General features: G+C 62.0%; 5 protein-coding genes. 1 reads left to right on the forward strand and 4 read right to left on the reverse strand.

Annotated elements, in window-relative coordinates:
- Positions 1-442 (reverse strand): amino acid--tRNA ligase-related protein (locus WEA77_RS05415; RefSeq protein WP_368066853.1); only part of this gene is annotated, 442 nt, incomplete at its 3' end.
- Between the two features lie 190 nt (positions 443-632).
- Between WEA77_RS05415 and efp the strand changes: the two genes are divergently transcribed.
- Positions 633-1,205: an elongation factor P gene (gene efp / locus WEA77_RS05420; RefSeq protein WP_368066849.1), complete on the forward strand. Its 573-nt coding sequence runs from the start codon at positions 633-635 to the stop codon at positions 1,203-1,205.
- 470 nt (positions 1,206-1,675) lie between these two features.
- Here efp and WEA77_RS05425 read toward each other — a convergent pair whose 3' ends face one another.
- The 3 genes from WEA77_RS05425 to WEA77_RS05435 all read right to left on the reverse strand — a co-directional run.
- Complete coding sequence (locus WEA77_RS05425) at positions 1,676-3,091, reverse strand: sulfatase (RefSeq protein ID WP_368066850.1); 1,416 nt, start codon at positions 3,089-3,091, stop codon at positions 1,676-1,678.
- A 113-nt stretch (positions 3,092-3,204) separates the two neighbouring features.
- Entirely contained in the window at positions 3,205-4,038 is an 834-nt protein-coding gene (locus WEA77_RS05430; RefSeq protein WP_368066851.1) for a phytanoyl-CoA dioxygenase family protein, read from the reverse strand.
- A gap of 24 nt (positions 4,039-4,062) precedes the next feature.
- On the reverse strand, positions 4,063-4,958 hold an 896-nt coding region (locus WEA77_RS05435), incomplete at its 5' end, for an MFS transporter (RefSeq protein WP_368066852.1).

Raw genomic sequence — 4,958 nt, forward strand, 5'->3', positions numbered from 1 at the left:
CGAACGCATCGATGAGCGTCAGGTATTCCGGTTCTGCAAACGGGTCGCAAGATGTACCCTTCCAGATGAAATACCGGGTGGCTGCCGCCTGCGCCGCAATCCGGGCGAGTTGTGCCGCATCGGCCATCACCGCGTCGATGGCCTCACCGGCCCGGTACCATTCCAGCATCGTGAATTCCGGCACATGCCGCCCACCGGTCTCGCGGTTGCGGAAAGCGCGGGCAAAGTCGAAAATCCGCGTTTCCCCGGCGGCGAGCAGCTTCTTCATCGCAAATTCGGGTGAGGTGTGCAGGTAAAGCGGCGTGCGGACGCCGTTTTCGGCCACGAACGCGGTTTCGAACGCATGCAGGTGCGCCTCGTTGCCAGGAGAGCGCTGAAGCTGGCCGCATTCGGTCTCGGTAAAACCCGCGCCCTCGAACCAAGCCCGGATCTGTCGCTTTATCCGGCCACGCGCTGCAAGAAAGCCGCGCTTGCGGGCATGGGTCTCGGGCGATCACCATGGAAGGCTGCCGGGGGACATCTGGCTCCAATGGGCGGGGCCAAACCGGGCCGAATCCGCAAGCTCCGGCTGGCCAAATGGCGCGAAGGCGGTATATAGCGGCCCTTTCGACCTCGCAACTCAGGAACGCCCCATGGCCGTTGAAATCGCTGCGGATATCCGCAAAGGCAACATCATCGAATACACTGACGGCCAGCTTTACGTGGTCCTCAAGGCGGAATCCTTCCGTCCGGGCAAAGGTACGCCGACCACCACCATCGACATGCGCCGTATCTCGGATGGGATCAAAATCTCCAACACCTACAAGACCTCCGACAAGGTCGAGCGCGCCTATGTTGAGGAAGTAGACCATTCCTACCTCTACATGGAAGGCGAAAACTACGTCTTCATGAACTCGGCCAACTACGAACAGGTCATCGTTCCGGCGGCCATGCTGGGCGACAGCGCCCACTACCTGCAGGAAAACATGACGGTCATCCTGCAGATGTTCAACGGCGAGGCCGTCTCGCTCACCCTGCCCCAGCGCATCACCGCCGAAATCGTGGAAACCGAGCCGGTCGTCAAAGGCCAGACAGCGTCCGGCTCCTACAAGCCCGCCAAGCTCGACAACGGCGCCCGCATCATGGTGCCCTCGCATGTAGGCGTCGGCACACGCGTCGTGGTGAATACCGAAGACGGCACCTACATGGAACGTGCCAAGGACTAAGAGCGCCCGAGGCACACGCGCGGGAAGGATCCGGCCGGGCGATGCATAGACGGGTTGAAGCCCGTAAGCTTCTCCATCTGACATGAACTCCCCGAGCCAGCGTCAGCCCGAGCGCTGGCTCGTTTTCTGGGGTGCGCAGGAATGACGCTTACTGGAAAAACCAGACAAACTGGCGTTACACTCTGTTTGCATAGGGGACACCTTTCGCTCTGCAGTATGAGTTTGTTGCAAAACGAAATTCTCAGAGTTCGCGCTCCGATGCACCACCCCCTATGTGTGAGAGATCCGGGCTAGAGCGGGCCGCTCCGGACTAGCCCGCCAGCTGGCGTCCCGGCTGGAGGCGTTTTCATTAAAACCGTGGCCGCATTTCCGAACGCCTCTATAATGCTATGCCAAGTGATATGACCGCCAGTGCCAGCGAGATGCCATCGGCCTGATCGCCCCCCAGCCCGGATGAAGCGTGCGAAGCCTCAGTCCGGCTCAAGGTCGGGGCCTATCCTTCGATCCCTGTCGACGGCTGCAAACGGGTTCAGGGCCTCGGTCTTCAGGGGCTCGACCTCGGCGCGGAACGCGGCGAGCGCGGCCTGCAGTTCAGCGACGACCTGCGGATTTTCGCGGGCAAAACTGATCGTCGTAGCCGGGTCCTTGTCATAGTCGAACAGCATCAGGTTCGAGAACTGCTCGAAGGGGACGTAATAGGTGCGGTAATAGTCATGGACGAGGAGTTTGAAACGCTCATTGCGGACCGCCACGATGTCATTGCCGTTAAAGAAGAAGAGATGACGCCCCTCTCCGGCCGCCTGGCCGCGCAGGACAGGCGCGAGGTCTCGCCCGTCGATCACCCGGTCTGCGGGCAGTTCGCTGCCGATCAGTGCGGCGATGGTCGGCAGGAGGTCGATACTCATTGCCGCCTCTCCGCTTTCTGCCCCGGGGGGGATCACACCGGGCAGGCGCGCCAGCATCGGGACCCGGTAGGCGCCTTCATGCGTGCCGCCTTTCTCACCGCGGAACGTGCCGGCGCTTCCTTCAAACCAGGGGCCGTTGTCACTGGTGAAGATGACCAGCGTATTGGCGGCGAGGCCTGTTTCATCAAGGGCGCCGAGGATACGCCCGACGCCGCGGTCGAGTTCTTCCACCACATCCCCGTAAAGTCCCCCTTCTGAGGTGCCTGCGGTTTCGCCGGGCGTGAACAGGGGCAGGTGCGGGGCGGTTTCCGCATAATAGAGCAGGAAGGGCTGGTCCTTATTGTCCCGGATAAACGCGGCCGCATCTTCGGAATAGCGGGACGAGAGACGCGCCTGATCGGCCGGGCTTTCGATGACCGTCTGGCCGCGATAAAGGTCGAAAGGTTGCATGTCATTGGAATAGGCCACGCCGAAAAAGCTGTCGAAGCCGTGATTGGTTGGCCAGGTGCGGACGGAATGGCCAAGATGCCATTTGCCGACCATATGGGTAACATAGCCTTCTGCACTGGCCAGTTCGGCAAGGGTGATTTCCGCTTCCGGGAGCCCGTCCGTCGACTGCGGATGAATGACATGCTGCATGCCGGAGCGGATTGCATAGCGCCCGGTCAGGAGCGCGGCGCGCGCGGGCGTGCACACATTTGCTGCAGAGTAAAAGCTGGTCAGGCTAATACCTTCGCGGGCGATCCGGTCGATATGCGGTGTCCGGATCAGCTCCGCCCCGTTCGCGCTCACATCTCCCCAGCCGAGATCATCAGCCAGGATAATGATGATGTTCGGTCTGGCCGGACTGGCCGGACTGGCCAAATTGGCCAAATTGGCCGGACTGGCCGCGCCCGGGTCCGGGGGCAGCGCCTCGGACCCCCCGCCCGTCATCAGCAGGAGGGCCAGGGCGGCGATGACGGGCGAAGATTTGAAGGGCATGTTCCTGTCTCCTGAATTCTGGCTCGTGAACCCGTATCTGGTCCGGTTGTCGTCTGTCAGGGCTTATCCTCAGGAACCGCCAGCCTTGAAACTGTTCCCGCACCCCTCCGGGCTCAGGCCCGCAAGGCCTCGACCGAACGATCCGCATCGCCCTGCATCAGGGCGCCGCGCTCAGCATCTGTGAACCCGCCCGGGAACCGCCCGGCAATCTCGTCATCTTCCAGCCGGCTGAGCGAGGTATATCCCGGATGGTGGCTTTCCTTGTAGGGACTGTTGCTGGCGGCATTGTAGCAGCAGATCATCGACCAGCGAGGGTCTGCCGACCGATTCTGGTCCGAGCGGTGCAGCGTGTTGGGATGAAACAGCAGGACATCACCTGGCGCCATCACGACATGAATGGTTTCGAGACGCGAGCTGATGGCCTCCAGCCGTTCCGGATCAATCCCGGCCTGGCCACCGGTCACCTGGTGATCAAGGCGGCCGAGATGATGCGATCCGCGTATGACCTGCAGGCAGCCATTCTCGCGCGTACACGGGTCGACGGCGATGAAGGCGCTGCACAGGTCGGGCCTGAGAACGCCGTTCTGGTACCAGTAGCCATAATCCTGGTGCCATGCCCATGCCCCGCCGACAAAGGCGTCCTTCATCACCATTTTGGAATGGTAATGATAGATTTCCTCCCCGATCAGGGCTTCGATGGCCTCGACAAGGGAGCGGCTGCGCGCCACAGCCCCATAGATAGTATCGGTGGGATGGTTCCAGATCGACAGGCGCACACTGCCGCCCTCCCCGTCCGGACGCCCGAAGGCTGCCTTGTCGAGGACCTCGTCATCGGCCGCGCTGCGGCGGACCTCCTGGATAACCGGTCCGGCAAAAAAGCCGGGCAACAGGAGAAAGCCGTCCCGGTGATAGGCGGTGATCTGGTCTGGGGTCAGCGTAGCTGGCATCGAATTCCTCCTTGTACAAACGGGTCAGACGGGCCCGGGGCGTATCCATCCGGCCGCAATATCCTCCAGTGACCGGTTCCTGGTCTCGGGCAGTGCTCGGACGGCAACAAGGGCCTGGAGCAGACAGGCAAATGCCAGGAGGCCGAAGGTAGCGGCCTCGCCAATGGCATGAAAGATTGCCGGAAAGAACAGCACCACCAGCGCATTGGCGACCCACTGGGTCAGGACCGGAATCGTCAGGGCCTTTGCCCGCAAGCCATTGGGAAAGATCTCCGGCAGGAGGGTCCAGAACACAGGCCCTATGCAGGCGGCAAAAAAGAACAGGTAGGCCACGATCAGGACCAGGACGGTCATTCCCTGGAACTGGCCGATCAGGGCTGCGCCGGCCAGGCAGAAAAGGCACAGCCCCATCCCGGCAGAGCCGACAATGTAAAGCGGCCGGCGTCCGACCCTGTCGATGACCCAGAAAGAAACGAGGGTAAAGGCAAAATTCGCGATACCGACAACAAAGGTCGAAAAGAGGGCCGCGTCCAGGGTAAAGCCGGCGGAGGTGAAGATGGCGGGGGCATATTCGATTATGGTGTTGATCCCGCACAGATGGATCAGGATGGCCAGGAGGATGCTCAGGCGTAGCGGTGCGCGCAGCCGCGGCCCGAGCAGGTCGCGCCAGCGGCCCGTGTCTGCGCGCAGCGAAGCCTCGATCTCACTGACGGTGACGTCTGCATCCGCCCCGCCAATCCGCGCCAGGATCCTGCGAGCCTGAGGGATGCGGCCTATGCGGATGAGATGGCGCGGGCTTTCGGGGACATAGGCCAGGACCAGCAGGTAGACCAGCGCCGGCAGGACGCCCGTATAGAACATCCAGCGCCAGGCCTCGGGACCGCTTTCATGCAGGAGGTAATTGACGAGATAGGAGGCCA

This window comes from Hyphomonas sp., from assembly GCF_040882205.1.
Lineage (GTDB): Bacteria > Pseudomonadota > Alphaproteobacteria > Caulobacterales > Hyphomonadaceae > Hyphomonas.